This is a genomic window from Streptomyces sp. NPDC001858 (genome assembly GCF_053594615.1).
On record NZ_JBSFEV010000014.1, the window covers coordinates 120,668 to 147,243 of the forward strand.

Annotated in this window: 20 protein-coding genes; 4 read left to right on the plus strand and 16 right to left on the minus strand. The window is 72.7% G+C overall.

All coding sequences use genetic code 11. From position 1 onward, the window contains the following. Positions 1 to 231 precede the first annotated feature (231 nt). The 3 genes from ACWCPF_RS21590 to ACWCPF_RS21600 all read right to left on the minus strand — a co-directional run bounded on the left by ACWCPF_RS21590 (position 232) and on the right by ACWCPF_RS21600 (position 4,323). Positions 232 to 3,252 carry a helix-turn-helix transcriptional regulator gene (locus ACWCPF_RS21590; RefSeq protein WP_451046677.1) on the minus strand — a complete coding sequence of 1,007 codons (3,021 nt, stop codon included), beginning with the start codon at positions 3,250 to 3,252 and terminating at the stop codon, positions 232 to 234. Between the two features lie 172 nt (positions 3,253 to 3,424). Continuing rightward, positions 3,425 to 4,144, minus strand: coding sequence for a DsbA family oxidoreductase (locus tag ACWCPF_RS21595; RefSeq protein ID WP_451046678.1), 720 nt, complete (start codon positions 4,142 to 4,144; stop codon positions 3,425 to 3,427). Continuing rightward, on the minus strand, positions 4,141 to 4,323 hold the full coding sequence (locus ACWCPF_RS21600; protein WP_451046679.1) for a hypothetical protein: 183 nt from the start codon (positions 4,321 to 4,323) through the stop codon (positions 4,141 to 4,143). The genes ACWCPF_RS21595 and ACWCPF_RS21600 overlap by 4 nt, the downstream gene beginning before the upstream one ends. Before the next feature lie 219 nt (positions 4,324 to 4,542). On the opposite strand from ACWCPF_RS21600, the gene ACWCPF_RS21605 reads away from it, so the two are divergent. The 3 genes from ACWCPF_RS21605 to ACWCPF_RS21615 all read left to right on the plus strand — a co-directional run bounded on the left by ACWCPF_RS21605 (position 4,543) and on the right by ACWCPF_RS21615 (position 9,079). Beyond that, positions 4,543 to 5,172: a TetR/AcrR family transcriptional regulator gene (locus ACWCPF_RS21605; RefSeq protein ID WP_451046680.1), complete on the plus strand. Its 630-nt coding sequence runs from the start codon at positions 4,543 to 4,545 to the stop codon at positions 5,170 to 5,172. 150 nt (positions 5,173 to 5,322) lie between these two features. After that, positions 5,323 to 6,096, plus strand: coding sequence for a TetR/AcrR family transcriptional regulator (locus ACWCPF_RS21610; RefSeq protein ID WP_451046681.1), 774 nt, complete (start codon positions 5,323 to 5,325; stop codon positions 6,094 to 6,096). Between the two features lie 322 nt (positions 6,097 to 6,418). Further along, positions 6,419 to 9,079, plus strand: coding sequence for a BTAD domain-containing putative transcriptional regulator (locus ACWCPF_RS21615; RefSeq protein ID WP_451046682.1), 2,661 nt, complete (start codon positions 6,419 to 6,421; stop codon positions 9,077 to 9,079). Positions 9,080 to 9,189: 110 nt separating this feature from the next. Here the strand turns inward: ACWCPF_RS21615 and ACWCPF_RS21620 are convergent, their stop codons facing one another. The 13 genes from ACWCPF_RS21620 to ACWCPF_RS21680 form a co-directional block, all read right to left on the minus strand. Then, on the minus strand, positions 9,190 to 10,569 hold the full coding sequence (locus ACWCPF_RS21620; protein ID WP_451046683.1) for an NADase-type glycan-binding domain-containing protein: 1,380 nt from the start codon (positions 10,567 to 10,569) through the stop codon (positions 9,190 to 9,192). Continuing rightward, positions 10,566 to 11,123 (minus strand): phage tail protein, encoded by a 558-nt coding sequence (locus tag ACWCPF_RS21625; protein WP_451046684.1) that lies wholly within the window; start codon positions 11,121 to 11,123, stop codon positions 10,566 to 10,568. Before ACWCPF_RS21625 ends, ACWCPF_RS21620 begins: the two co-directional genes overlap by 4 nt. Continuing rightward, the gene (locus tag ACWCPF_RS21630) at positions 11,124 to 13,073 is read right to left on the minus strand and encodes a putative baseplate assembly protein (protein ID WP_451046685.1); all 1,950 of its coding nucleotides are present in this window, start codon (positions 13,071 to 13,073) and stop codon (positions 11,124 to 11,126) included. Beyond that, positions 13,070 to 13,483: a GPW/gp25 family protein gene (locus tag ACWCPF_RS21635; protein WP_103553588.1), complete on the minus strand. Its 414-nt coding sequence runs from the start codon at positions 13,481 to 13,483 to the stop codon at positions 13,070 to 13,072. The genes ACWCPF_RS21630 and ACWCPF_RS21635 overlap by 4 nt, the downstream gene beginning before the upstream one ends. A gap of 7 nt (positions 13,484 to 13,490) precedes the next feature. Beyond that, positions 13,491 to 13,772, minus strand: a complete 282-nt coding sequence (locus ACWCPF_RS21640; protein WP_451046686.1) for a PAAR domain-containing protein — start codon at positions 13,770 to 13,772, stop codon at positions 13,491 to 13,493. Positions 13,773 to 13,819: 47 nt separating this feature from the next. Next, a complete protein-coding gene (locus tag ACWCPF_RS21645; RefSeq protein ID WP_451046687.1) occupies positions 13,820 to 15,691 on the minus strand; it encodes a VgrG-related protein in 1,872 nt (623 codons plus the stop codon). Next, positions 15,691 to 16,515 (minus strand): CIS tube protein, encoded by an 825-nt coding sequence (locus ACWCPF_RS21650; protein WP_451046688.1) that lies wholly within the window; start codon positions 16,513 to 16,515, stop codon positions 15,691 to 15,693. The genes ACWCPF_RS21645 and ACWCPF_RS21650 overlap by 1 nt, the downstream gene beginning before the upstream one ends. Next, positions 16,512 to 16,949, minus strand: coding sequence for a phage tail protein (locus ACWCPF_RS21655; RefSeq protein WP_451046689.1), 438 nt, complete (start codon positions 16,947 to 16,949; stop codon positions 16,512 to 16,514). Before ACWCPF_RS21655 ends, ACWCPF_RS21650 begins: the two co-directional genes overlap by 4 nt. Before the next feature lie 53 nt (positions 16,950 to 17,002). After that, positions 17,003 to 20,035, minus strand: coding sequence for a hypothetical protein (locus ACWCPF_RS21660; protein ID WP_451046690.1), 3,033 nt, complete (start codon positions 20,033 to 20,035; stop codon positions 17,003 to 17,005). A gap of 12 nt (positions 20,036 to 20,047) precedes the next feature. Then, entirely contained in the window at positions 20,048 to 20,191 is a 144-nt protein-coding gene (locus tag ACWCPF_RS21665; protein ID WP_351917958.1) for a DUF6760 family protein, read from the minus strand. Then, a complete protein-coding gene (locus tag ACWCPF_RS21670) occupies positions 20,188 to 20,673 on the minus strand; it encodes a hypothetical protein (protein ID WP_451046691.1) in 486 nt (161 codons plus the stop codon). The genes ACWCPF_RS21665 and ACWCPF_RS21670 overlap by 4 nt, the downstream gene beginning before the upstream one ends. Next, on the minus strand, positions 20,673 to 21,116 hold the full coding sequence (locus tag ACWCPF_RS21675; protein WP_351917954.1) for a phage tail protein: 444 nt from the start codon (positions 21,114 to 21,116) through the stop codon (positions 20,673 to 20,675). Before ACWCPF_RS21675 ends, ACWCPF_RS21670 begins: the two co-directional genes overlap by 1 nt. A gap of 109 nt (positions 21,117 to 21,225) precedes the next feature. After that, positions 21,226 to 22,800, minus strand: coding sequence for a phage tail sheath family protein (locus tag ACWCPF_RS21680; protein ID WP_451046692.1), 1,575 nt, complete (start codon positions 22,798 to 22,800; stop codon positions 21,226 to 21,228). Positions 22,801 to 22,980: 180 nt separating this feature from the next. Here ACWCPF_RS21680 and ACWCPF_RS21685 point away from each other — a divergent pair, with 180 nt between their 5' ends. Beyond that, a complete protein-coding gene (locus tag ACWCPF_RS21685; protein ID WP_451046693.1) occupies positions 22,981 to 26,571 on the plus strand; it encodes a hypothetical protein in 3,591 nt (1,196 codons plus the stop codon). Positions 26,572 to 26,576: the final 5 nt, after the last annotated feature.

Sequence of the window (26,576 nt, forward strand, 5' to 3'; positions counted from 1 at the left end):
GGGGACGGAGGCTCAGAGGGGTTCGAACCGACCGTCGTCGCAGCTCTCAGGGAGGGGTTCCTCCTCGTCGGAGGGCTCCTGGGCGCAAGGCGGCCCGGGGTCGCCCAGTGCGTGCCCTGCGTGCTGCTCGCTCTGTTCCTCGGCGTGCGGTGGCTCCTGCGGGTCGACTCGCATGGCACACCAGCCTCGTACGCGACCGGCCGCGCGGCGATCAGTCAGGTGACCGAAAAATTAGCCGTGGGGCGCCGACTCCTCGGATTCCAGGGGCAGTACGCCGGTCTCGACGGCGGCCCGGACCACGGCCGCCCGCGACGACACCCCCAACTTGCGCATGGCGGCGCTGAGTTGGGTGGCCACGGTCTTCGGGGAGACGAACAACGCCTGCGCCGCCTCCCTGTTGGTCATCCCCTGCGCGACCAGCGCCACGACCTGCCGCTCCCGTGGCGAGAGCCGTGGACCGTAACCGCGCGGCCCCCTGCGCCAGGCGCGGGACACCTCCACCCCTTGCTCGCGCAGGAGTTGGGCGACGCGGTCCGCGTCCGTGCGCGCGCCCAGCGTCCACAGCCGCTCCTGCACGGCGGTGAGCTGCGCGAGCGCCGGCCCGGCCGCACCGTGCCGGAGCAGACAGCGGCCCCGCCGTTCGAGGGCCAGCAACTCGTCGTAGGGGCGCGGCAGGGCGGCCCACGCCGACGCTGCCGTCGCGAACGCCTCGGCGGCCGGGGCCGATTCGCCGCGGGCCTCGGCCAGGATCGCGCGGCCGAACGCCAGCGCGGCTGCGGCCGCGGGCGCGTTCCGGCCGTCAGTCCCGGCGGCGTACCGTCGCAGCAGTTCGTCGGCGCGGTCGGTCCGGCCGGCTCCGGCCAGGGCGTCGAGGTGGGCCGGGAGGATGTCGGTGGCCCAGAGCCAGACGTCCTTGCGTTCGATCAACTCCAGGACGCGGCCGGTGACTTCGAGGGCGGCGGCCCAGTCGCCGTCGGCCAGGTGCGATCGGGCGAGTGCCGCCGCCGAGAGTCCGGCCTCCGGCTCGCATAGGCCGCTCTCAGCGAGTTCGTCGACGACCTTCCGCAGCCCTCGCCGGGCCGCCGCGCCGCCGCCCCCGACGAGTGCCAGCACCGCCTGGAGCTGCCGGGCCAGCCGCGAACCGTAGGTGTTGACGTCCCGGTCGGCGGCCAGGGCGGCGACGGTCTCGTCCAGGCCCGTCCACGCTCCGGTGCACCAGTCCAGATGCGCGAACGGGACCCGGACGACGCTCAGCATCCGCCGGTACCCGATGGACTCCACGAGTTCCGCCGCCGCGGTCAGCCGGGACCGGGCGCCGGCATAGTCGCCCCAGACGACCGCCATCTCGCCGGCGTTGAACAGGAACCGGGCGAGCAGTCTGCGCTCGGCCGGGGGCGCGTCGGCCGCGGCTCGCTGGATCTCGTCGGCCGCCCGCCAGCCCTCCTCCTCGCCGAGGAGGAGAAGGGCGGAGGCACGGTTCGTGGTCACCCGGAGCCGGTCGGACGGCGACTCGATCCTCGGCAGCAGTTCCGTCGCCCGCGCGAGCCACCTGCGGTGCCGTGCCGCCGGCCATTCCGGCACCAGCGGCATGGCCAGGACGGACATCGCTGTCGCGGCCAGGTCGGGCCGGTCCCCCAGGTGGGCGACGCCGTCCTCGATCTCTTCGAAGGCCGCGGACTCCTGACCGGCGTCCCGTAGCAGCCGGCCGAGCAGCAGCTTGATCTCACCGCGCTCCTGCCGCGGCAGGTCCGCGCACTCCAGGACCTTTCGTACGGCGTCCAGGACGGCCCGGGCGAGATCGCTGACGTCCCGTGCGCCGAAGACGGCCGCGCCGCCCATCTTGCGGGCGAGGCGCGACCGGTCGGCCGTCGCGAGGTCCGCCGCGCCGAGCAGCCCCAGCAGGGTGACGACGGCGGCTCGGTCGTCGCCGGACTCCAGTGCCACGTCGGCGCCGGCCTCTCCGTACCGGCACCATCCCGCGACGTCGCCCGCCTCGCGGCAGTGCCAGGAGAGCCGGGCGACGGGCTCGGGCCGCCGCCCGCGCAGGCTCGCCACCGCCCGGCCGTGCAGCCGGCGCCGGTCCGGTGCGGGGATCGCCCCGCGCACGGCCAGACAGTCCAGGGCGTGCCGGTAGGCGTACGCGCCGGGTGTCTGCTCGCGCAGCAGCCCCGCCCCGAGCGCTGCCGCGAGCCCGCCCCGGCCGGTCTCGGGCTCCAGGTCGGCGACCGCGCTCAGCAGCGCCTCCTCGGACGGCGCGTCCAGCACGGCGGCGGCCTCGAGCACTCTGCGCGCCGGGGCGTCGAGCCGTTGCACCCGTTCCAGCACCGAGTCCCGCAGGGTCGCGGGGACCTGTAACTCGGTCAGCACCCGGCGGATCCAGGCGCCGTCGCGGTGGACGATGTCCCTGCGGTCGCGCAGCAGCAGGACGCACTCCTCGACGGCGAGCGGGACGCCGTCGGTGTGCCGGTGCAGGAAGGACACGAACTCGGCGGACACCGTCGAGGTGTCGAACATGGACGCGACCAGCTCGTGGGTGTCCGCCAGGTCCAGCGGCCCCAGGGTCAGCCGTACGAGCGTGACGTCGGAGGGCACCCGGGAGGTCAGCCGGGTCAGGAGCGAGCCGTTCGGCACCTCGTCGGGGCGGAAGGAGACCACGATCGACAGGCCGGTGCGTCCGGCGGCGGTGAGGGTGAGCAGCCACTCCAGGGTTGCGGTGTCGGCCCAGTGGGCGTCCTCCACGACCAGCACGCCGATGTCGAGGCGGCCCAGCAGTTCGGTGAGCGCGCTGAGGATCCGGTGTCTGGTCTCGTGGGGATCGTCGAGCGCGTCCAGCGGCGGCGGCAGCCGGTCGGCCCAGTCGGGGAACAGCGGCCGTAACGCCCCGGCGAGCGGGCTCAGTTGGAGGCCGTCGGGCGGAGCGGGGAGGCGGCGGCGGATGCCGTCGACGACCGCGCCCAGGGTGAACGGTTCGGGCAGCGGCGGGCAGGTGGCGATGACCGCCTCGCGCCCGACCGCCCGGGCGACGGCCTCGCGCACGAGCCGTGTCTTGCCGATGCCGGCCTCGCCCTCCAGCACGACGAGCGCCGGCCCGTTTCCCAACGCCTCGCACACGGCGTGGAGTTCGGCCTCCCGCCCTACGAAGTCGGGGGCGGGACGGGGGGCGTACGACGGCGTCCGCCGGGGCTGCGACTCGCCGTGGGGTGCGTCCCGGCCGGCCTGACGCGGATCGTCCCGACTGGGGCGACGTGCCAAACTGCCACCTCCGGGTGCCTGTTCGGGCTCGATCCCCGCACCAGTGCTCACACGGTGCCCGGGCGCACCATTTTGGCATGATCACGCCCAACCTGACAGTACGGATACGGGTGCGGGCCGGGAACCCCGCCGCAGGCCGACCCCCTCGGGGTCGCTTCCCGGCCGGTTCGGCTCAGCGGGTCGTCCGGGCGGCCTCCGCGTAGGCGGTGCGCAGGGCGGAGAGGAAGGTGTCGGCGGGCTGCGCGCCGGAGAGACCGTAGGCCCGGTCGATGACGAAGAACGGCACGCCCGTCACGCCGAATGCGCGCGCCTCGCGGATGTCGGCCTGCACGGCGTCCGCGTACGCGTCGCCGGCCAGCATCCGCCGGGTCTCGTCCTCGGGGACGCCGACCTCGGCGCCGAGCCGCACGAGCGTGTCGGGGTCTTCGACGATCGCGCCCTCGCACAGATGGGCGCGCAGGAGCCGCTCGTGCATCTGGTCGCCCAGTCCGTGGGCAGCGGCCAGGTGGCCGAGGCGGTGGGCGTCGATCGTGTTGGCCGAGACGGCCCGATCCAGGTCGAACGTCAGCCCCTCGGCGACGGCGACTTCGGTGATCTGCCGGGCCATCGCCGCTACCTGGGCGGGCGGGGCTCCGAGCTTCTGCGCCAGCGTCTCGGACACGGGCCGGCGGTCGCCCTTGGGGTGGGCGGGGTCGAGCTGGAAGCTGTGCCAGCGCAGCTCGACGTCCGCGCCGTGCTCGAAGCGGGTGAGCGCCGTCTCCAGGCGCCGCTTGCCGATGTAGCACCACGGGCAGACGACGTCGGACCAGATGTCGATGCGCAGCGTGTGGGGCGAGGTGTCGGGCGAGGTGTCGGCCGATGTGTTGGGCGATGTGTTGGGCGGTGTGCTCACAGGGCGCACACCCCGTCCGTGCAGACGGCCGCGTCGGCCGAACCGAGGTTCACGAGGGGAGAGTCGACCGCTTCCGCGGCCGGACGGCCTTCGGCCGCGTCGGCCGGTCCGCCGGGCAGGGTCTCGACGGGCCGGTTCGCCGTGCCGTCACGGAGAGGCTGGAGAAGGGGGTCTGGCATCAGGCGGTCCAATCGTCGGGAGAGGCGAGGCGAGCGGCGCCCGTCCGGGCCTCGACGGGCTCGGCAGCCGCACTGCGGGCGACCGGCACCGGAAACATCTTGACCCCCGGGCCAAGTTCGCGCCCGAAGATAACATGGAACTTGACCCCAAGGTCAAGTTTCCCTCTCGCAGGGATGCGACCATGGACCCCGCACCCACGCGACGAGGAGGAACGCCGAATGCGGGCCGACGCGCAACGCAACGCGGAGAAGCTGCGCACAGCGGCCGCCGAACTCTTCCGCGAGCGCGGCCTCCAGGCGCCCCTCAAGGAGATCGCCCGCCGGGCCGGCGTGAGCCACGGGACGCTCTACAACCTCTTCGGCACCCGCGAGGCGCTCATCGACGAGGTCGTCACCGACCTGGCGGCGGCCCGTCTCGACGAGGCCGCCGCACAGGCCCTGGCGCACGACGACGCCTGGGCCGGATTCGCGTACTACATCGAGACGCTCTGCGCGTTGCAGGCCACCGACTGCGCGATCGGTGACGTGGTCGCCGGCCGCTACCCGGGCGCCGAACGCCTGATGACCGTCTGCGAACGCTCCTACGCCTCGACCTCGTGCATCATCAAGCGCGCTCAGCGAGCCGGGGCGCTGCGCCCCGACTTCACCCGCGAGGACCTGCTGTTCATCTTCGGCACCAACGCGCTGCTGGCCCGCGCGGCCAAGGACACCGCCCCCGACGCCTGGCGCCGCAGTGTCGCCTTCATGCTCGACGGCCTGCGCACCGAAGCCGCCCGCCCGCTCCCCACCGGCCCGCTGACCTCCCGGCAGATGTACGAGGTGCTGGGCAACCTCACCGGCACCCCCTGACGGGCCCGGCCGTGCACGACGGCCGGACCGCCGACTCCGCCGACGCGGGGTGATCCCCGGCCGCCCCCGCATTACTTCCACGTCGAACATTCAACACCCGCAAAGATTCTGTGTCGTTCCAGGATGTCCTGCGTGGCTACGATCGTCTTCATGACGAAAAGCGCGCGAAAGGCGGCAGCCGATTCCCCGCCCGGCAGCCGGGCGAAGGGGACTTCGGCCGGTCGGCCCTCGGCCCGGCGCGAGCTCGTCGAGAACGAGATGTTCGAGCAGGCGTCCCGGCTGTTCGCCGAGCGCGGCTTCGCCGGCACCCACCTGGGGGACATCGCCGAGGCGATGGGCATCACCCGCCCGGCCCTCTACTACTACGTGAAGAGCAAGGACGAGCTGCTCGCCAGGCTCGTCGAGGAGACGGCCGAAGGGCCGGCGGCGGAGATCGAGGCCCTCGCGGTGGACACCGCCGCCGACCCTGCGGACCGGCTGCGCCGCATCGCCCACCTGATCACCCTGCAACGGGCGACCCAGCCGAGCCGCTTCCAGCTGCTGCTGCGCTCGGAGGCGGACCTTCCGCCGACGGTGGCCGAGGCCCAACGGGCCGCCCAGCGCAGCACCTTGCGCCATCTGGTCCGGGTGATCGACGAAGGCGTCCTCAAGGGACAGTTCCGTCCGGTCGAGGCGCGGCGGGCCGCACTCGCGGTGGCCGGGATGTGCAACTGGGTGGCCTGGTGGCACCATCCGGGCGGCGAACACGGCCAGAACCCGCAGGACACCGCGGACCAGATCGCCGAACTGGCGGTGGCCATGGTGCGGCAGACCAGTCTGAGGACCCCCGGCACACCCGGCCCCCGGGCCGCCCTCACGCTGCTGCGCCAGGACCTCGACTACCTGGAGCGGACCCTGGACGAACAGCCCCGCGCCGACCCCTGACTCCCCCTCGGACGTCTCGGGGCACCCGTCTCCCGGGTGTCGATCGGACCGTCCCTCCGGCCGAAACGACACTCTCTTTGGCATTGGCCGTTTCCGGGCGCTCCCGATGAGGGAAAAGCACGAAAATGACACACCACGGCCACTCAAGTCCCACGCCCCATAACGTGCAAGGCTTTTCGGTACCAAAAAACAGCACAAAAGAAGAAACAGTTGAAATGGGGCACATCTGCCAGAGCGTCCGGGAACCACGGAGATGAGGCGTATGACGAGTCTTTTACCGGCTCAGCACTGGACCGCATTCCGGATACCGGCCTCTGAGGCCATGTCCCGGGGCCGCCTGACCGAGCAGTTCGCCCACTGCTCGGCTGGCTTGGTGGTCGCGCCGCCCGGCTTCGGCAAGACCGCGCTGCTGGCACAGGCGGCCAGGGCGCATGCGGGCCCGGTGACGTGGTACCAGGCCCGGCCCGACGCCGACCAGCGGGAGTTGCTGGCCACGCTCGGATACCCGGCAGACGTACTGGCGGGCGCTGCGGGGCCGCCCGGCGTGGCCCCGCAGACAGCGCGGCGCCGCGATGTCAGGGACGGCGGCGCCATGGGGCGGCTCGTCGTCATCGATGACATGCACCTGCTCTCGGCAGCCGTGCGGACGCTCGTGGTCCGGCTCGGCCAGCTGGCCCCGCCACACCCGCGGGTGCTGATCGGGACCCGCCCCGCCGCCGGCATGTCGACGGCCGCGCTGGAGGCGTCCGGCGCGACGGTGGTGAACGCCGACGCGTTGCGATTCCGTTCCTGGGAGGTCGAGCACCTGTTCCCGCATCTGTACGACACGGCGCTGCGCCCCGGAATCGCGCTGCCCCTGGTCCGGGCCACCGGCGGCCGGGCCGCGACGCTGAGGCTGTTCGCCAGGGCCGTGGCGGCCCGCCCCGACACGGGACAGGAGCAGATTCTGGCCGACGGGATGTTCGGCCGCGAATACCTGGAACGGGAGGTGCTCGCCCCGCTCCCCGAGCGGCTGGGCCGGTTCCTGACGGAGACCTCCCTGCTGAGCCGGCTCACCGCCGACGCCTGCCAGGCGCTGACCGGCCGGGCCGACAGCGCCGAGCTGCTGTGGTCCCTGGCCCATGAGCACGGGGTCCTGCGCGCCGACCCGGACGGACGGACCTATCTCGCCGAACCCCTGCTCCGCGAGTGTCTGCGCGCACGGCTCACCGGCATGCTGACCGACGTCGAACTGGCGCGGCTGCGCGGCCGGGCCGCGGCCCGCACCGCCGCGGACGAGCATCAGGACCCGCCGCCTTCGGCGGTGCGCCGCCGTCCCCGGTCCGTGGACTGGCCCGACCCGCTGCGCATCGTCGTCGCGGGCGCCCCGGACACCTACCTCGACCGCTCCTTCGGGCAGGTCACCGAGGGCGGTTCCGGCAATTCCGCGGCCCTTCTCGTCCAGGGCATCGCCGCGGCCCTGACCGGCGACCGGACGGCCGGGACCACCGTGCGCCGGGCCTTGGCGGAGGCGACGGACGACGCCTTGATCGCGCTGTCCGGGCAGCTGGTCCGGGTGGCGCTGACCGTGCTGTCCGGGGGCCCGGCCAGTCCGGTCCCGTACCCCGAGCTCCAGCGGATCGCCTACGACGCCGAACGGCTGGACCTGCCGTGGCTGAGCCGGGCCGCCCGGTGCCTGCTGGGCCTGGGACCGCACCCCGAGGACGCCGGGCAGCCGGTCGTCGTGCTGGACGAGTGCACCCGGCTCGGCGACGCCGAGGGCGCGGCGCTCGCCGCCCTGGCCGGGTGTCTGCGCTCGGTGCGGACGGGGCGCCCCGGCATCGGCGAGCTGGAGGAGGTCGTGCGACGGTTCCGGGCGCTGGGCTGGGGCACGTTGGAGGCCTGGGGCCGGGCCGCTCTCGCCGTCGTGGAGGTCGCGAACGACCTGCCGGACGCGGGGCAGCGCGCGGCCCAGGCAGAGGCGTTCGCCCGGTCGGCGGGGGTACCGGGGGCACGTGCGCTGGCCATGGGCGCGATGGCGCTGGCGGCGCCCGACGCGGCGAGCCGGTCCGAGTTGCAGGACGCCGCCTGGTCGACGGCCCGGTCCGCGGGGCTGCCGGTGTCCGGGCTGCGCTCCTGGCTCACCGCGCTGGCGGCCCCCGTCGGCCCGGTCGGGGACGGCGGGGCGGCGACGGGCCGTCCCAAGGCCGGCGGACTCCAGGCCGCCTCCGCGTCCGGACGGGGCGTCGGAGCCCGGTCGGCACCGGACCTGACGGTGCGTTGCCTCGGCGGTTTCGAGTTCACCCTGGCCGGGCGCGAGCACGACTGGGCGAAGCTGCGCCCCAGGGCACAGGCGGTGCTGCGGCTCCTCGCGGTGCGCGCCGGGCAGGCGGTCCACCGTGACCATCTGCTGGTCGCGTTCTGGGACGGGGTGACGACGCCGTCCACGCTGCACAACCTCCAGGTGACGGTGTCGAGTCTGCGTTCCTTCCTGGAACCGGAGCGTCCCCGGGGCGGTTCGCGGCTCATCGCGCGGCAGGGCGATTCCTATCGGCTGGTGCTGGCGCCCGGTGATGTGAGCGATGTCGCGTCGTTCGAGCGGGCGGTGCGCGACGGCCGGCGCGCCCGGGCGCAGAAGCGGCCGGAGGAGGCGGCGGACGCGTTCCGCATCGCGCTGGACCACTACGCGGGTGAGCTGCTGCCCGAGGACGGGCAGGCCGAGTGGGTGGCCGCCGACCGGGAACGGCTGCGCCGGGAGGCGGCGAACGCGGCCGTGGCGCTGGCCGAGATCCGGCTCTCCCAGGGTCGGCCCGTGGAGGCGGTGGAGGCGGCCGAACGCTGCCTGGAGGTCGACGGGCACCGCGACGCGGCCTGGCGGGTGCTGATCCGGGCCTGCGACGCCGCGGGGCTCGCGGCCGACAGCGCGCGGGCCCGCAGCGGCTACTCGGCGATGCTGGCCTCCCTGGGGATCCCGCCGTCCGGCGGGCTCTCCCATCCGGTGTAGCGGCGGGCGCCGGAGCGCGCGGCCGCCGGGCCGCCTGCTCCGGAGCCCGTCGTCGGCCGGCCGCCGCCGGCGGGCAGGGCCGCCGCGGCGCCGGGCGTCGCGGGCCGTCGTCATCGCCGGCCGAAGAACTCGACCTCCAGGATGGCCGAGTGCCGCGTCCCCCCCTCGACTCCGAAACTGGACCGGATGATGAACCGCACCGTGCTGACGTTCGTCCCCCTCAGGTCCAGCGTCTGCGGCCCCGGCTTGTCCTCCAGCTTGAGCTGCTTCTTCTCGACGGTGCCGTCCGCTTCGACCAGTTCGACGTCGAGGACGGACGGCCTGGCCTGCTTGAGGAACTCGTCCTTGTTGATCGAGACGCCGATGTGGATGATGACTTTCTGGAGTGTGACGGGCTGTTCGAACCGTGCCTCCAGATCCTCACCCGCGCCCGCGCCGGCCGGCGCCGGCGCCCAGTAGGTGTTGTTCGCCCCGTCGAAGGCCAGGTTCGGCCCATGGTCCTTGCGGTTGCTGGAGGCGTCGGCGAACTTCGGGTTGACGGGGGTGGGTTTGGCGGTCTGGTTGCGGAGGTCGTCGATGAGGCTGCCCAGGTGGGGCCGGACGAAATAGCCGCCGACGAGCAGCAGGACCAGCGTGAGCGGGATCGCGAGGCTCGGCCGGCGCCATGCCCGCACCGGTGGGCGCTGCCCGGCCGCGAGCCGACGCGTCTTTCGGCGGCGGAGCCGGCGCAGCAGTCGCGCCCACCACGAGAGCCGCTCCTCCGTCACCACGGGCGCGGAGAGAACGGCCCCGCAGCGCAGACACAGGGTGCGGGTACGGGGGTTGGCGTGGGCGCACGCCTGACAGATCAGGTCATGGACCGGCGTCCGGGAGCGGGGCACGGTCGCGGTGGCGCCCTCGGCGGGCGGCGCGGGCAGGTCGTCCGGGTCGGGCGCCCGCTCGCCGGGCCGCCGCACGGTGCCGGAGCTCCCGGGTTCCGCCGGAGTCCGGGGCCGGACCGGGCCGGTCGGCGCGGCGGCGACGGCGGGGACGGCCGGCGTCGGCGCGGCCGGCGTCGGCGGGGCACCGGCCGGCGGTGTCCGGGGCTGCGGCGGAACGGACGGCGAAGTCTGCGGCCGGGGCGGGAGGGGAGCGGTCCGGGTGGCCGTCGGCTCCGGCGCGGGACCGGCGGCCGGGGCCCCCTGGACGGACGGCCCGGGTGCGGACGGGTCCGGTGTCACGGGTCCGGGCGCGACCGGAGCCGGCGCAGCGGGAGCGGGTGCCGCCGGCGCCGGTGCCGCCGGCGCCGCCGGCGGGCCGGCGACGGCGGGCTCCGCGACGGCCGCGTGGGGCGCCGTTCCCGTGCTCTGGCCGCCGTTCGCGGCGCCTGCGCCGGCGCCTGCGGCGCTCTGCTCCCAGTCCAGGAAGGCGTTGCAGGACGCGCAGAACGCCGTGCCCGGCGCGTTGTGGTGGCCGCAGTCCGGGCAGACCAGCCCGTCGCCGCCGCTCATGACGCGTCCGCGAGGGGCAGCAGTTCCGTGTCGAACCCGACGTGCGCGGGCACCTCACCGGCGACCAGCCGGCGCAGCCGCTCCGCGCCCGCCGCGTCCGGGTCGGCCACCCGCACCCGTACGGTGACCCGGGGCGGGGCGCCGGGCGGCCCGGGCAGCGCACTGCCCGCCGTCTCGGACCACGACGTGCCGCCCGTCTCCTCGATCTCCGCCTCCGCGCCGAACTCCACCCGTACGGCTTCGGCGAGTCCGCCTCCCGTACCCCGTCGGCGGTGCCGTTCCACCGCCCCGAGGACCGCGGCCCGGCGCTGTCCGTCCGGCCGGCCGTCGGCGGGGCCCGTGGCCACCCATCCGCCCATCCACGCCAGGAAGTCGTCCGGGGCGGTGCGCGGGTCGAGGTGGGCGGGGAGGTTGTCGATGGTCAGCAGCACCGGCGCCAGGACGTCGTCCAGCGCGGCCAGGAACCGCTGGATGAAGTCCTCGCCCAGGTACACGGCGGGGAGCTGGTAGATGAGTGGGTGCGGCGTGGGCAGTCCCTCGACTGTTCCGCGCATTCAGGCCTCCCGCATTCGGAGTTGGTGCTCGTAGGAAAAGACGAGGGCGTGCGGGTCGAGCACGATCTTGGTGACCGGGTCGGCGCGCTGCCCGGTCAGCGGGTCGGCCGGGAAGAGCCTGACGTCCTCGACGAGGTCGACGCCCGGCACCCGTTGGAGGACGGCGTACACCTCTCCGGCGTGGATCGGCCGTCCGAACGGCCAGCCCTGTCCGCTCGGTCCTCCGGTGATCGGGTTGAAGTACCCGTACAGGGCGGTCAGCGCGGCGGTGCGGACCAGGTCGGCGGCGGCGCCGCGGGCCGCCAGGACGGACGCCACGACGGTGACGCCCTGGTAGTAGGGCGGCTCGACCACCAGCCGGGTGCCGATGGTCCGGCGCTCGTCCAGGTAGTCGGCGAGGCCCCGCAGGGTCTCCCGGGGCGGCACCAGGTCGTCGAAGCGCAGCCGCCCCTGTTCGTCGCTGCGCACGGCCGGCACCAGCAGCAGCCGTACGCCGCCCTCCTCGCCCTCCCCCGCGGGTACGCAGGCGACCCGCGCCGCGTCCGGGGCGACCTCCCGCGCCAGCACCTCGTAGTCGCGCGGGACGACAGCCCGGTACAGGGTGCTCAGCGTCATGGGGCCGCGGACCTTGGCGCTCTCCACGCTCTCCCCGTCGACCCCGCCGACGGCGGCCCGCCGGTTCTCGGCCCGCGCCACGAACGGCAGCGAGGTGCGCAGCACCCGCAGCGTCCCGGTGGCGACGTTGCCCGCGCTGCCGCCTCCGGTCCGGTAGGCGCGGATCCGCACCGGGGCGCCCTTTGCCGGGACGGCGCCGTAGTAGCGGATCGTCCCGTCCGGCTCGCGCACGGCCGGACCGAAGTCGACCCGGCCGGAGTTCGGGTCCAGCGTCAGGTGCCGGTCGCCGGGTCCCGAGTGGGCGAAGTCGTCGACGCGGTGCCACTGCGACCAGTCCGAGCCGTCCGCGACCTCCACGACGAACGGCTCGTCGCCCGGGACGACGGGGGGCCGCGAGACGTGGAAGGACTGGCCGGGCACGCCCTCGGACAGCCCCAGGACCTCGTCCGTCACCGTCTCGGCGTGCACGGCCTCCACGGTCGCGCCGATGGTGAAGGCCTCGGCCTCGCGGATGGTCGGCGACTGCAGATAGGTGGGCTGGTCCGGCTCGGCGGAGATCAGCCGGCAGCGCACCCACCCCGCGGTCTGGCGGGCGATCGTGGACTCCGCGTGGCTGCCCGGCAGGTGCAGCACCACCTGGCCGGGGCGGTTGAAGCCGCCGGTGGTGTCCTCCTCGACGTCGCAGCGCGCCCAGGCCGTGCCGTCCCACGCCTCCCAGCGCAGCGGCGGGCGCCGCGGGTCGACGCCGACGCCGTCGACCCGGCAGTCCAGCCGCAGCACGACGACCCCGGCCGGGACGGGGTTGCTCAGGCCGACGTAGAGGGCGTCGCCGGGGACGGGTTCGTCGTCGTCGAAGCAGGGCACGGCGCGGCCGAGGGCGAGTTCCTGGGTGCGGTCGGCGGCCCCGCCGCCGGCCGGGACGGTCGCCAGCCTGGCCAGCCCGCACGGCACGATCGGCAGCTCGCGGACGGTGGTGAAGACCACCGCCTCCTCGGTCTCGGTGCGCACGGTCGCGACCTCGGTGCCGGCCCTGACCCGGACGGTCTCGGGCTGCGGCGCGGAGAGCCAGAACGCGACGTCCGTGCGGGCGGCGGTGGGCGGATGCAGCCGCACGCCGATCAGATCGAGGAAGGCCAGGTAGTTCTTCTCCGGCACCCGGTTGAGGCGGTAGAGGAGCTGGTCGACCATCGTCGCGAACGCCTCGATCAGGGTCACGCCCGGATCGGAGACGTTGTGGTCGCTCCACTCGGGGCAACGCTGCTGGACGAATCGCTTGGCCTCGTCGACCAGGCTCTGGAACTTCCGGTCGTCGAGATGGGGGCTGGGCAGCGTCACGGGCCCGTTCCTTCCTCGTGCGCGGGGATCACATAGAACGGGAACACGAGGTTGCGGGGGTCGTTCGTGCCGCGCACGGTGTAGCTGATGTCGATGTACAGCACGCCGTCCTCCACCGCGTCGAACCGGACGTCGATGCCCACGACCTCGATCCGCGGCTCCCAGCGGTCCAGGGCGAGCCGGATCTCGTAGGCGACCTGGCCCGCGGTGCCGGCGTCGGCCGGGGCGAACACGTAGTCGTGGATGGCGCAGCCGAACTCCGGCCGCATGGGGCGCTCCCCCGGGGAGGTGGCGAGCACGAGCCGAATCGATTCCTCGATCTCCCGTTCCCCGCGCACCAGGGCGATGCTCCCGGTGGCGTCGGTGCGCGGCGGGAACGCCCAGCCCGCGCCGACGAACTGCTGTCCCATCAGCCGCTCACCCGCCGATCAGGACGGTCGGGCAGCCCGCGATGATCGGCGCCCCGCAGGCGGCGGTGTCACCGATCCGGGCGGCGGGCTTGCCGTTGATGAGGACCGTGGGGCACCCCGGCGGAATGATCACGGACGGCGGGTGCACGGCGGGCGGCGGGAAGGCGCAGGCGTGGCTGGTGCCGACGGTGGCGGCGGGCATGCCCCCGATGAGGACGGTGGGCGCGCCGGGCGGGCCGACCGTCCCCGGGTGGCCGGTGGGGTCGCCGACGCGGGCGGCGGGTGGCATGGCGGTGGCTCCTTCTTTCGGCGGCTTGCAGTTCTTCTTCGTCGTCGTCAGTTGATCCGGACCAGACCCGCGTTGATCGTGCAGGTCGCCCCGCCCTTGATCTCGGTGCGCGAGGTGCCGTTGACGGCGACCTGGCTGCCCTTCACCTCCACTCCCCCGCTGGTCTTGAGCCCGACCTGGCCGCTGCCGCCGTCCACCTGGACGCCGGTCTGCGCGGTCACCTTCACCGACTTGCCGGTCAGTTCGAGGGTGCCGTTGCCCGCGTCCATCAGGGCGCCGTTGCCCGCCTTGACGGTGACCTTGTCCTTGGCGTCGATCTCCACCGTGCCGTCGCTGTGCACGATGATCTTGGTGCCCTTGCGGTCGAGGTCGATGGTGAGCTTGCCGTCGCCGGTGACCATCCGTACGCCCTGCGGGCCGGAGGCGTTGTCGAGCAGTTCGACCTGGTTGCCGCTGCGGGAGGAGAACGTCCGCCGGTTGACGGCGCCGCTGGTGCCGTCGATCAGCTCGCCGCTCGCCGTGGACGGTTTGTCCTGCCCGTTGAAGAGGCAGCCGAGCACGTAGGGGCGGTCTAGCCGACCCTGTTCGAATCCGACGAGGACCTCGTCGCCCACCTCCGGGACGAATGCGGAGGTTCCCTTGCCGTCCTTGCCGCCGCCGCCGGAGGTCTGGGCGCACCGGGCCCAGTCGCTGACGTACTCATCGGACAGCCACGGGAACTTGACCTTGACGCGGCTGAGTTTGTCCGGGTCCTTGGTGTCGCAGACCAGACCGATGACGACGCCCTCCATCTCCGGGATCCGGCCGCCCCGCCCCGCCCCGCCGCCGGCCAGCGCCGACAGGGAGCGTTCCTGCTGGCCCGAGACGGTCACCCAGGTCTCGTAGCCGCGCTGGGCGTCGAAGAAATGCCGGGAGGCGGTGACGGTGTACCGGCCCTCGAACGGGGCGCCGACCCCGGACAGCGCGACCGCGCCGCCGGCCCGGACATCGGGATTGCCCTGGATGACCGCCTCCATCTCGGCGAACGACCCGGCGATCCGCTGCGCCAGCGCCTTGGCGACCTGCTCGACGCGGGCCTGCGCGCCATAGGTGTTGTCGGTGACGAGGTAGTCGGCCTTCCCGAAGGGGCGCGCCGCGTCCGCCGGGCTGATGCCCAGCTGGACAGTGTCCGCCTTGCCGGCCTCCGCGGTGGCGACCAGGGCGCGCTTGGTCTTGGTGTCCCAGCCGCGCACCTGGACCTGGGAGACCTGGTCGGCGGCGGTCACCCCGGCGCGGCAGCGCACCAGGTTCTTGCCGAGTTCCAGCACCAGCGGGTCGCGGTCGGCGCGGGCCGAGGAGCCGGGCGCGCCGGACGCCTCGGTGGCCTTGGTGACATGCAGGGCGCCGTCGATCACATAGACCTGCGCCCCGGCGTCCTCGGCCAGGTCGCGGACGAACTCCCAGTCGGAGACGTTCGCCTGGGCGACATGTTCGAGGACCGGTCCGGAGACGTCGATCGTCCCCGTCCCGAGCCCGGCGCGCTGGGCGACGCGGCGGCAGATGTCCCCGACCGTCATGTTCTGGAAGGCGGCGACCCGACGGCCCCGGAACAGCCGGTGCGCCTTGTCCATGCCGCGGACCACGGTGTACGTCCCGGTCTCGTCGAAGTCCAGCTCCAGGGCGGTCACCTCGCCCTTGAGCAGCGGTTTCGGCGAGCCGCCCGCGCCGGACGCGACCAGCAGCCGCGCCTCGGAGCCGATCTTGATGCCGGCCTTGTCGAGCAGCACCCGGCTGGGGTCGCGGAACCGCAGCACGAACGTGTCGGGCAGGGTGCGGCTGTCGTCGACGTAGCCGTCCACCAGGGTGTTGATGAGGTCGGCGGGGAGTTTCGTCCCGCCGATCTCCACGACCAGGATCTTGGAGACGGTGTCATGGGCCATCAGAAGTCCTTCCGGCCGCCGGCCGCCGCGGACCCGTGCACGGCGAGCTCCGCCGCCCCGCCCGACGCCGTGTCCAGTTCGTCGGCCCCGGGAAGCAGCAGTTCGCGCCCCTCGGCGAGCCGCATCGGATCGTCGATGCCGTTGGCCTCGGCGATGGCCCGCCAGGCCGCCGCGTCGCCGTACTCGGCCCAGGCGAGGCCCTGCAGCGTGTCGCCGGCGCGGATGCGGTGGACCCGGCGCGCGGTGAGCGCCCCCGAGGTGGGGTTCTGGCCGGCCGTCTCTCCGCTGATCTCCTCCATCGTCACCTGGCACACCGCGCGGATCGGCACCCCGGACGTGGTGAACAGCGTGTACTTGACCTGGACCTGGCTGACATAGCCGGGGAAGCCGGTGATGCCGCCCCAGTGGAAGACCACCCAGGGCGGCGACGACCGCTGCGCCTGCCGGGTCTCGTTCGTCGGCACACAGCAGGCGAACAGGCTCTCGACCGCCTTGACGACGCGGGTGTCCTGGGTGTCGCTCGCGTCGAAGAACATCTCGACGGTGAGCTTGCTGGGCTGCGGCCCCTGGTACTCCGGCGGGCCCGCGCTCTTGGCGCCCTTGGCGGGAGTGCGTTTCCAGGACGCCGACTTGCCCAGGCTGAGCTCTTTGGGATTGAACTGGAAGTCGATCCGGCCGCAGGGTCCGCCGGGCGTGAGGCTGCCGCCCGAGGGCGGGGTGCGCAGTTCGAGGTAGGCGTGCTCCAGCTTGGGCCGCGCGTCGCCGCCCCCGGCCGCCGCGGACTTCGCGCCGCCGGCCGCGCTGAACGCCACGGGCCCGCTCATGCCCCGGGCTCCATCGTGAATCCGTGGTGCGCGATCTCGATGGTCTCCATGGCGACCTTGGGCGACTCCGGATTGAACGACGGCCCGGTCCAGCGCACCGGCACCACCTCCAGCAGCCCCCAGCGGGCGACCATGATGTCGTCGCCGGTACGGGCCTCGATGTGCGCGGTCTTGCGGGCGAACCCGGTGGTCATGCTGGCGAACCACTTGGCCACCTTCTGGGTGTCCTTCGTCAGCGGCCGGGACAGCTTGACGTTGGGGTACTTCAGCCGTGTGGGCAACTGCCAGACGTGGCCGTTGTTGCCGCCCTCCTCGCGGGCTTCGAGCACCACCTCGCAGCCGAGCCCCTCACAGGTGTTGAACGACCCCAGCTCGATCCCGTCGATCGTGACGACGAAGCAGACGGTGACCGCCGGGTCCTGGGTCGTGGACATCCGATGCCCTGCCTTTCTGTTCTGTCGGTACCGCGTGCTTGCCGGTGGCTCTGTCAGTGCCGGGTGTTGAGCAGGCTCCCGGCGCGTTCACGTTCGATGCGCAACTCCGCCCTGAGCAGCCTGCTGAGGGGGGCGAGCAGGGCGCGGACGAGTTCGTCCGTGACCTTGGGGGCGCCGGACGCGCCCGACTTCCCCGGAGCGGCGGCCGAGGCCGAGGAGCTGTCGGCGGCGGCCGACGACGCCGGTGGATCGGCCGGTTCGGGCGGCATCGGCGGGTCGGCCGGCGGCGGCTCGGTGACCGGCACGCCGTCCGCGGCACGTTGCACGGCGGGGGCGATGAACTCCACGGAGCCGTCCGACGCCCACCGGGCGACCCCGGCGGCGACCGCCGCGGCCCCCGCGCTGTCGCCGGACGATGCGGAGACCGACGGCGCGGAGACCGACGGCGCCTGTCCCCTAGCGGGCGGGAGCAAGGGCGTCGTCGGGGCCGAGTGGGGCACGGGCGGCGCGTCGACGCCGCCGCGCTCCGTCGCGAGCCGCTGCAGCGGAACCGCGGGGCCGAGGCCGCCGGGATCGTGAAGCGCCCGGGTGGAGGGCTGACCGATGCCGTCGGGAAAGAATGCACCGGCCGGTGAGCTGCCGGGAAAACCGGGGCGGTCGGGCATGCCGTAGGACCGGGCAGGCGGGGCGCTCTCGGCCAGGGCCGCCACACCGGTGCCGACGGCCGACCGCTGCACGACGCCACCGATGTCGCCGGAGGCCGCGCCGGGGTACGCGCTGCCGCCGCCGCTGGCGGTGGGCCCACCGGGAGGGCCGCCGTAGTCACCGGGGTCGCCCGGGTCGCCGAAGCCGTCGGCTCCGGCGTCGGCGGACCGGGCACGGCCTCCGGAGCCGCCCGTCCTTGAGCCGGAGGTGCCGCCCCCGACCCGCTCCCAGCGCACGGGGACCGCGGCCGGCGGCTCGGCGGCGACCGGCGGCTCGGCGGACCGGGCCGATTCCGGCACCGAGAAGAGCGGCAGCGACCGCTGCGCCACCAGCGGGAACACGGGGCCCGCGCCCCGGGCCGGCGCGTCGGCGCCGAACCCCGCCTCGGGAAGCGTGGCCTCGTCCACGGCGTCCAGCCGTCGCATCGGCATGGGCGACGAGGCCGTCACCATGTCGCCCGGGCCCGGCGCCTCGGGCACCACCGTGTCGCTCACGGTGAGCGGTTCGGCGTCCCCGAGCAGCGGCGCCCGGTCGCCCTCCGCGGGCAGGGGCGTGGCATCGGTCGACGGGGTTGCGTGCGGAGATCCGCCGGATACCTCAAGTCGCTGTACCGCGACCGGTCCCGGAGCCGCGGCGCCACCGGAACCGGCGGCGGGTCCGGAGACGGATACGGAGGCGGAGGCGGAGGCGGTTCCGGAGGACGCGTCCGGGCCCGGGCCTGACCCTGGGCCTGGAGCTGTGTCGAAGCCCGAACTTCCGGGGCCGCTATGCGAACTCGGGCCTGGACCGGTGCCCAGACCGGGTACCGGACCGAGGTGCACCGTCTCCGCGCCGGACCCGGTCGCCGTCTCCGGCGAGAGCCCGGTGCCGAGGTCCACCGGGTCCGTGGTCAACGGCGGCGTGTCGCCGAGCAGCGGCGCGGTGCCCTCGCTTTCGGACGCCGGCACTCCGGGCTCGGCCGGGCCGGTGACGAGGTCCAGCACCGTCGGCGGCTCCGGAGTGTGCGGGACGCCCGGGTCTTCAGCGGCCGCCGGTGTCCCAGGGGCGTCCACGCTTCGGGAGACGTGCACGTCGGAGGGGACGGAAGGGGACGCCATGGATTCGATCGGCGGCTTCGCCGGGCCCGGCAGCGGCAGGGCGGTGGGCGGCAGCGCGGCGAGCGGCTCGCCGAGACCCCGATGACGTGGCCGCGGCGGGGACGTGACATCACGCTGCACAACGGGCTGCACGGCAGGCCCTCCGCCGTCCACGGCGCCGATGAGCGGAGCGGTGGGGGCGGCCTGCGGCGCCTGGTCGGCGGCTATGCCGGTGCGCGGTGCGGCGAGCGGGAGCGAGCCCGTGTCCCGGGACACCGTCGGCGGGGCGGTGAGCGGCACTTCGGTTCGCTGGACGACGTCGGTCTCCGCGCCGTGTCCCGCGTGTGTGTCGGGCGCGGCGAGCAGGTCGGCGACGGGCTCGTCCGGGGCGGCCGGGGCCAGCGGGCCCGGGTCCGGGTCCGTGTCCGGCACGGGCGGCGGGGCGACCGCCGCGAGTTCCCACGCCGGTGTGGCCGGTGACTCGGCGATGTTCAGGGGGCGGGTGGGTGCGGAGCCCGCGGGGGCTGCCGGGAGCGAACGCATGCGCATGACGGTCAGCGGAGCGTGCGGTGCCGAATCCCGTGCCGCTGGGCGGGTCAAGGGAACGGTCGTCCGCTGAAGTGGCGTCTGGGGAAGCGGCGCCGGTTCGGCCAGCCGTACGGCGTCGGACGCCGACGAGCCGCGGTCCGCACCCCAGTCCGGGTCCAGGGTCGTGGGCGCGGTCGGGGTCGGCGTCGGGGTCGGCGCAGGGTTCGGGTGGTGCGTCGTGCCGCCGGTCGGGGACACCGACCGGGAGACGACCGGGCCCACCGGGCCGGCCGTGCCGTGAGGGTCGCCGGGCCGGTCCCCGGCCCCTGCAGCGACGGGTGGTGACGCCACGTCGGCCTCGCCCGCCCAGCCTTGCGCGAAGTCGGGATCCTGCGCGCCTCGCGCCACGCCCGACGACGGCTGCGCCTGCGGCCAGAGGCTCGTCCGCTGCACCGGCACGGTCAGTTCCGCCAGCCCGTGGCCGACGCCGGACGGCGCCTGTGCGCTGACGAGATGGCCGAGCGGTCCGGTGACGGTCGGGTCCTGCCAGGTGCCCAGCCGCTGACCGAACCCGCGGGGGTCGGTGAGCAGCCCCATGGGCGCGCTCAGGGTCCGTTGCACGGGTGGCGCGGACCGCCACCCGTCCAGGACCCGGGCGTCCGTCGCCGCGTCCGCCCCGGGTGGCGTCGTCCCGGCGTCGGCGCCCGCTCGCGTTCCGGGCTCCGTGGCGCCCCGCGAGCGATCGCCGCTCCTCGTCAGCCAGGACAGCAGTCCCATCTCGGTGTCCTCTCACCGCCCGTTGAAACGGGCGATCTGCTCGACGTACCGCTGCCGTTCGGGGTGTTCCAGATCGAGCAGCTCTTCGAGCGGCCAGTGGAAGTGATAGGCCAGGTACGCGATCTCCTCGTAAAGGCGCTCGACCGCGTACGTCACGATTCCCCCAGGCGGCCCCCGGCGAGGTCCACGGCGAAGTGTTCCTGGCAGGAGGGGCAGGTGACGGCGGCGCGGGTGTGGCCTTCCGCGTTGATCCGCCGGTAGAAGTCCTGGAGGAAGGCGAGGTCCGAGGCGAACAGGTCTTCCACGATGCCCGCGTGGACGTCCTCGATGGTGCCGATCCGGGTGATCACCCGGGCGACCAGGACCACCGAGAGGTAGGCGGAGTTCTCCCGCACCCGGTCGTCCCGCAGCGGGATGAGCTCGTCCCGCGCGGTGGCCAGCCGCATGACGCCGTGCCGGTGCACGGTGCCGGATTCGTCCACGTACCCCCGGGGCAGTTCGAAGGCGAACTCGGTGCGGAGCGTGTCACGCCCCGCACCGTTCGCACTCTCGCCCGGTCCCCCGGTGTGATCCTGCCCCGGTACGCCCGGGAGCGGCTGTGTCGCCTGCCGCGCCTGAGAGGGCATCGTCTTACGCATCACTCAACGTCCATGCTCTCGTACGTGATCGAGAGCTTCTCGGTGAGGACCGAGGTGTCGCCGGCCTTGAGGGTGCCGATCTCCAGCGACTTCGGCCAGCAGTTGATCAGCTGGTAGCGCTTGATCGCCATGCCCTCGTAGTCGTAGACGATGATCGCGCCGTTCTTGCGGGCGTCGCCCATCTTCCCGAACCGGGACGACTTGATCCACGCCTCGAAGCTGTTGTCCTCGGTCAGACCGCGGGTGACGGTGACCTCGCCGGCCTTGGGGCGGCCCGGCAGCTTCTTGATGGCGTACTTTCCGTCGGTGGTGTTCTGCTTGAGCTCGATGACGTCCTGTTCCATCTTCAAGCCGCTGACCTCGGTGATCTGTTTGATCACCACGCCGTCGAATTCCAGCCCGAAGGAGTGGCCGACCGAGCTGTCGAGTTCCGGGAGTGCCATCCCAGCCTCCATGGGTCGTCTCGTGTGTGGAGCGGCGGGTCTTCCCCCGCCCCGGGACCGATCCGCGGGCGGCCCACTGCCGTCGGGCCGTCACCCGCCTGCCGTGCTGCTACTCGTCGACCGATCCCGTGCCGCCCGACAGCTGGGCCAGCCGGAACACCACGAATTCCGCGGGCTTGACCGGAGCGACCCCGACCTCGCAGATGACCTGGCCGGCGTCGATGCTCTCGGCGGGGTTGGTCTCCCGGTCGCACTTGACGTAGAAGGCCTCGTCCGGGGTCAGCCCGAACAGTGCGCCCTTGCGCCACTCGTTGACGAGGAACGCCGAGATGGTGCGTCGGATCCGCGCCCACAGGGCGTCGTCGTTCGGTTCGAAGACGACCCATTGCGTGCCCGTCAGGATCGACTCCTCGATGTAGTTGAAGAGTCGACGTACGTTCAGGTAACGCCAGGCCGGGTCGGAGGAGAGGGTGCGGGCGCCCCAGACCCGGATCCCGCGGCCCGGGAAGGAGCGGACGCAGTTGACGCCGATCGGGTTCAACAGGTCGTGCTCGCCCTTGGTGATCTGCGTCTGGAGGCCGACCGCGCCCCGCAGGACCTCGTTCGCCGGCGCCTTGTGCACACCGCGCGACTCGTCGTTGCGCGCCCATACCCCGGCGATGTGCCCGCTCGGCGGGACATAGGAGTTACGGCCGACCGACGGGTCGAAAACCTTGATCCACGGGTAGTAGAGCGTCGCGAACTTCGAATCGAAGCCGGCCGTATCCATCCGCCAGTTCTTGATCTGCTGCGGCGACAGTCCGGGGGGCGCGTCCAGGATGGCGACCCGGTCGCCCATCAACTCGCAGTGCGCGATGAGCGCCTGCTGCACCGCGATGACGGTCTCGTCGTCGACGATGCCGCGCTGGTGGGCGCTCATCAGGTCGGGCACGGACACCATCGTGATCTCGTCGATGGCCTCCAGCCCGCCGAAGCCGGTCCGCTGGTCCGCGTCGCCGATGTAGCTGTCGGCCGACACCTCCACCGCGGAGGACCCGGTCGGAGCGGGCGCCGAGCCGGACTTGGCCGCGAGCACGACCGTACCGGTATCGGGCTTCGTCGACGCGGCGGCCCGGCTGACCTCCTCCAGCGCGATGATCTGCGACTTCTCTTTGACCTTGGTGACGACGTTGTCCTTGCCGCGGCGGGTGGAGACCGAGGGGTAGCTCTCCTTCTCCTCGCCGTCCACCTTGATCACCAGCTTGAACGCCTCGCTCGGGGGCGCCTCGCCCTCCGCGCCGGCGACCTCGACGGTGATCTCGCCGGTGACGCCCGGCAGGGCCCGGACCCGGAAGCCGCCGAGCACCGCCTCGGCTGCGGACGCGCCGCCCGCGGTCCCGCCGGCGGACCCGCTCGACAGTTCGCCCGCGACGCCGTTCCCGCTGTCTCCGATGCGGACGACGTAGCAGTTCCCGCCCCCGTTGGCGAAGTACCCGTACACGGCCGACGCCAGATAAGACCCCTCGACGAAGTCGCCGAAGGCACCCACGTACTGGCTCCAGTTGGTGACGAGCGTCGGCTCGTTCAGGGGCCCTTGCGGGGCGAAGCCGAGAAACGCGGCGACCGAGGTCCCCACTCCCTCGATCGGTCGTGCCCCGGCCTCCACTTCTTCGACATAGACGCCCGGGGACAGATACGACGGCATATCCACTCCTCCTTGACCTGCGGTCGAAGCTGAGTCTGACTCCGGCCCGCGATCACCTGGAACGTGTCGTCGTCCGCCGCACGGTGCACAGCCCGCTGCCCGATCAGGCAGGCCGCCCTTCCCCCGCCCGTACCCACCCTTCTCGTGTACGAGTTGCCACGAACCCGAACACTTGCGGCCATGAACGCGGCGCCGGACAAAAAGACCAGCGCGAGGACCAGCGCGGCCCCGGCACGTCCGGCGGCGCCTGCCCCTGCCCAGGCCCGGGCCACGGTCGAGGAACCGGCCTCCCCCGCCATGGCCTCGGGACCGGAGAGCGCCCCGCCGGCGGGCCTCACCCCGCAGCAGTTGCGTCTGTTGCAGGCGGGGGCGGGGAACGCGGCGGTGGCCCGGCTGGTCGTGCAGCGCCAGAGCGCGGGTGCGCCGGTCGCGGACGCCCCGGCGCCGCCGGTGAAGCCGCCGCCGTCCGCGTCGCCCGCCTTCCAGAACCTGAAGTCCGAGGTGCAGGTCAAGAAGACCGCTGCCGCCCGGCACGCTCCCGCGGCGGCGGAGTCGAAGGCCGCGCAGAACGCCGCCGTCGCCCCGCCGGACGACAAGCAGGCGCAGGGCAAGGCCGCGCAGGCCGAGAAGATGAACGCGGCCAAGCCCGGCGTGTTCGACAAGGCCGGGTTCATCGCCGCCGTCAACCAGGCGATCGCCGCGCAGGCGCCGAAGAACCTCGACGAGGCCGACAACTTCTCCGGGTCCGGCAAGGCGGAGGCGGTCAAGGGCCAGGTCAGCGGACAGGTCAGCGAAGGCAAGGCGGCTTCCGCCAAGGAGATCGACACCGCCACGAAGGCGGGCCCGGACCTGTCCAAGGCCCAGGACAAGCCGGTCACCCCGCTCACCCCCGACGCTCCCCCGCCCACGCCCGGTGCCCCGAACCCGGCGGGCGCGGTCCCGGCCACCCAGCCGGACGCGGTGACCGACTTCTCCGGCGGCCCGGCGCAGGTCGACCAGCAGATGGCCGACGCCGAGGTGACGGAGGACCAGCTCGCCAAGGGCAACGAGCCCCAGTTCACCGATGCGCTGGCCGCGAAGAAGGAGGGCGAGCAGCACTCGGCGGCCGCCCCCGGCGCGGCGCGCGGCGCGGAGGCCAAGCAGCTCGCCGCCGCCAAGCAGGGCGCGGCGGCCACCGGCGCGCAGGCCATGACCGGTCTGGCCGCCACCCGGAGCGCCACCGGCAAGCAGGTCGACGGCGGCAAGGGCGCGACCAAGTCCGCCGACGAACGCAAGCGCGCGGAGGTCACCGCCCGGCTGCAGAAGGTCTTCGACACCACCAAGACCGATGTGGAAAACACGCTGTCGGGCCTGGACAAGCTGGTCGACGACAAGTTCACCGCGGGCGAGAAGGCCGCGCGGGACGCGTTCACGGCGGATCACAAACGCCGGATGGACGCGTACAAGGACAAGCGGTACTCCGGCTGGACCGGCAAGCTGAAGTGGGTCAAGGACAAGTTCGCGGGCATGCCGGAGGAGGCCAACCAGCTCTTCCAGGAGTCACGCAAGCTGTACGTCGCGCAGATGCAGCAGGTCGTCTCCTCCATCGCCGACGTCATCGGCACGGAGCTCGGCAAGGCGAAGGACCGTATCGCGAAGGGCCGTGCCGAACTCAAGGCCGAAGTCGACCGATTGCCCGCCGATCTGAAGAAGTTCGGCCAGGACGCCGCCAAGGACTTCACGGAGAAGTTCGACGGGCTGGAAGCCGACGTCAACGCGAAATCGGATCAGCTCGTCCAGGATCTCGCGCAGAAGTACACCCAGGCCCTGAACGCGGTCGACGACGAGATCAAAAAGCTCCAGGACGAGAACAAGGGCCTCATCGCCAAGGCCAAGGACGCGGTCGTCGGGGTCATCCAGACCATCATCGAACTGAAGAACATGCTGCTGGGCATTCTGGCGAAGGCCGCCACGGCAGTCATGAACATCATCAAGGACCCGATCGGGTTCCTGCGCAACCTGGTCACCGCCGTCGCGGCCGGTCTGCACCAGTTCATCAGCAACATCACCGAGCACCTCAAGAAGGGCCTGATCTCCTGGCTGCTGGGCACCGCGGTCAGCGCGGGGCTGGCGCTGCCCGCCAAGTTCGACCTCAAGGGCATCATCCAGCTGATCGGCGGCATGCTGGGGCTGACCTGGGCCAACATCCGTGCCCGCATCACCCGCAAGGGCGTCCCGGACCAGGCGGTCACCGCGGCCGAACAGTCCGTCCCGGTCGCGCAGGCCCTCCAGAAGGAGGGTCCGGCGGGGGCGGTGGACCACATCAAGGAGTCGGTAGGCGACCTGAAGTCGACGATCATCGGGAAGCTGACGGCCTATCTGATCCCCACGGTCATAGTCGCCGGCATCACCTGGATCGTCTCCCTCCTCAACCCGGCGTCGGCCTTCATCCGCGCGGTCAAGGGCATCATCGACATCGTCACGTTCGTGGTGACCCAGGGCGCGCAGATCATGCAGTTCGTCAACTCGGTGCTGGACGCGGTCATCGCCATCGCCGGCGGCGGCCAGGCCGGCGTCCCCGCCCTCATCGAAGGCGCCCTGGTCGCCTCCATCCCCGTCCTCATCGGCTTCCTGGCCGCCCTGTTGGGCGTCGGCAACCTGGCCAACAAGGTCAAAGAGGTCTTCCACGCAGTCGCGAAGCCGGTCAGCAAGGCGATCGACAAGATCGTGGACTTCATAGCGAAGGCGGCGAAAAAGCTCTGGTCGAAGTTCAAGAGCAAGGATCCGAAAAAGAGCGACACCAGCAGGACGAAGGGCCCGGGTGAGCCGAAAAAGGATCCACGGATTCGAGAATTGGTGGCCTCCGACGTCAATGCCAAGATCCCTGACGGCATTTCGGTGGACCGAGTGCGACCCATTCTCCAGTCGATCATGGCCAAGCGTGGCGAGCAGGGCCTCGACATGCTGCAACTCAAGCCATCAGCGTCCCACCCCGGCCAGTTCGAAATATCGATGGCGGCGAGTCCCGTCACGCTCGTCCGCACGGTGCGCGTGGACCCGTCGGATCCATTGGTCAGAGACATAGTCAACGGCACCAGGTACCCAGAGGCGACATTCAGCGTTCCTCAAGATGTGTGGATCAGCGGAAAGATCACCCTTCCCATATCCAACCAAAAAGCGGGGTACGGGGCGACTCACGCGATCGGCACTCTCCACACGCCGACTCGCGTCACCGCGTTCGACAAGTCGGCCAGTGGAGACTCCTTGCACGCCGAAGAGGTGATCTGCAACGACCTCCGAGCGAACTGGGACGGCTATGTAGGCGCGCACGCAAGCGAGTTGGAGGCGGGACAGACCCAACCCACGGCCGTCTTGGTCCTGAAGACGACGCGAAGCCCCTGCGGGCGCTGCGCCAACCAGATCGGTGAGCTTCGCAGCTTTGCCAAGAACCAGAAGCAGTGGGATCTTCAGATAGAGGTTCAGTCGATCGGGCTGTATCACGGCGAGACGGTCGACCCCACCACCGGCAACGCGATCGAGGGGACCGGCGCGAAAGGCCAGACGGTGACGACCGGGCCGGGCGTGGGCATGGAGGGCATGAGGCGATTGAAGGAGTGGGGAATCGCAGTTCGCCCCTTGGACGTCCAGGACCCCACGATTCAGACAGAGTTGGCCAAACTCCCGCTGGCCGATCAACTCAAGGTGGTCAACAAGATCAACGACTGGAACACCAAGCTTCGGGACGCGATCACCAAATTGAGCTCGGTCCAGGTGACGTTGCACAAAATTTAGGGCAA

Coding starts and splice junctions, on each gene's coding strand:
- ACWCPF_RS21600 (WP_451046679.1), bottom strand. CDS start 4,323: ATGCCAGACCCCCTTCTCCAGCCTCTCCGTGACGGCACGGCGAACCGG.
- ACWCPF_RS21605 (WP_451046680.1), top strand. CDS start 4,543: ATGCGGGCCGACGCGCAACGCAACGCGGAGAAGCTGCGCACAGCGGCC.
- ACWCPF_RS21610 (WP_451046681.1), top strand. CDS start 5,323: ATGACGAAAAGCGCGCGAAAGGCGGCAGCCGATTCCCCGCCCGGCAGC.
- ACWCPF_RS21615 (WP_451046682.1), top strand. CDS start 6,419: ATGTCCCGGGGCCGCCTGACCGAGCAGTTCGCCCACTGCTCGGCTGGC.
- ACWCPF_RS21620 (WP_451046683.1), bottom strand. CDS start 10,569: ATGAGCGGCGGCGACGGGCTGGTCTGCCCGGACTGCGGCCACCACAAC.
- ACWCPF_RS21625 (WP_451046684.1), bottom strand. CDS start 11,123: ATGCGCGGAACAGTCGAGGGACTGCCCACGCCGCACCCACTCATCTAC.
- ACWCPF_RS21635 (WP_103553588.1), bottom strand. CDS start 13,483: ATGGGACAGCAGTTCGTCGGCGCGGGCTGGGCGTTCCCGCCGCGCACC.
- ACWCPF_RS21640 (WP_451046686.1), bottom strand. CDS start 13,772: ATGCCACCCGCCGCCCGCGTCGGCGACCCCACCGGCCACCCGGGGACG.
- ACWCPF_RS21645 (WP_451046687.1), bottom strand. CDS start 15,691: ATGGCCCATGACACCGTCTCCAAGATCCTGGTCGTGGAGATCGGCGGG.
- ACWCPF_RS21650 (WP_451046688.1), bottom strand. CDS start 16,515: ATGAGCGGGCCCGTGGCGTTCAGCGCGGCCGGCGGCGCGAAGTCCGCG.
- ACWCPF_RS21655 (WP_451046689.1), bottom strand. CDS start 16,949: ATGTCCACGACCCAGGACCCGGCGGTCACCGTCTGCTTCGTCGTCACG.
- ACWCPF_RS21660 (WP_451046690.1), bottom strand. CDS start 20,035: ATGGGACTGCTGTCCTGGCTGACGAGGAGCGGCGATCGCTCGCGGGGC.
- ACWCPF_RS21670 (WP_451046691.1), bottom strand. CDS start 20,673: ATGCGTAAGACGATGCCCTCTCAGGCGCGGCAGGCGACACAGCCGCTC.
- ACWCPF_RS21675 (WP_351917954.1), bottom strand. CDS start 21,116: ATGGCACTCCCGGAACTCGACAGCTCGGTCGGCCACTCCTTCGGGCTG.
- ACWCPF_RS21680 (WP_451046692.1), bottom strand. CDS start 22,800: ATGCCGTCGTATCTGTCCCCGGGCGTCTATGTCGAAGAAGTGGAGGCC.
- ACWCPF_RS21685 (WP_451046693.1), top strand. CDS start 22,981: ATGAACGCGGCGCCGGACAAAAAGACCAGCGCGAGGACCAGCGCGGCC.